1 protein-coding gene is annotated in these 520 nt (G+C 66.9%); it reads left to right on the top strand.

Annotated elements, in window-relative coordinates:
- Positions 1–520 (top strand): MFS transporter (locus RVY79_RS17155; RefSeq protein WP_317465681.1); only part of this gene is annotated, 520 nt, incomplete at both ends.

Here is a 520-nt window from a genome sequence, read left to right as displayed (position 1 = left end):
GGATCACGCTGTTCACGCTGGCTTCGGCGGCGTGCGGGCTGGCGAACTCGCAAGGGTTGCTGATTGCGGCGCGTGCGGTCCAGGGGCTGGGCGGGGCCGTGGTGTCGGCGGTGTCGCTGTCGCTCATCATGAATCTGTTCACCTCGCCGGCGGACCGTGCGAAGGCGATGGGCATCTACGGCTTCGTGTGCGCAGGCGGCGGCAGCATCGGCGTGTTGCTGGGCGGGCTGCTGACCAGCGCGCTGAGCTGGCACTGGATCTTCCTGGTCAACCTGCCGATCGGTGTGGCGGTGTACGCCGCGTGCGTGGCGCTGCTGCCGGCCGGCAAACCGCTGGCGGATCGCGCCAAGCTGGATGTGGCGGGCGCCATTTCGGTGACGACATCGCTCATGCTGGCGGTGTACGCCATCGTGCACGGTAACGTCGTCGGTTGGACGTCCACGCAAACGCTTGCCCAGTTGGGGATCGCCGTTGCGTTGATGGTCGCGTTTCTCGTCATTGAATCGCGCGTGTCGCATCC

This window comes from Chromohalobacter sp. HP20-39 (assembly GCF_033052815.1).
Taxonomy (GTDB): Bacteria; Pseudomonadota; Gammaproteobacteria; order Pseudomonadales; family Halomonadaceae; genus Chromohalobacter.
This window is presented reverse-complemented; position numbering and strand designations above follow the sequence as displayed.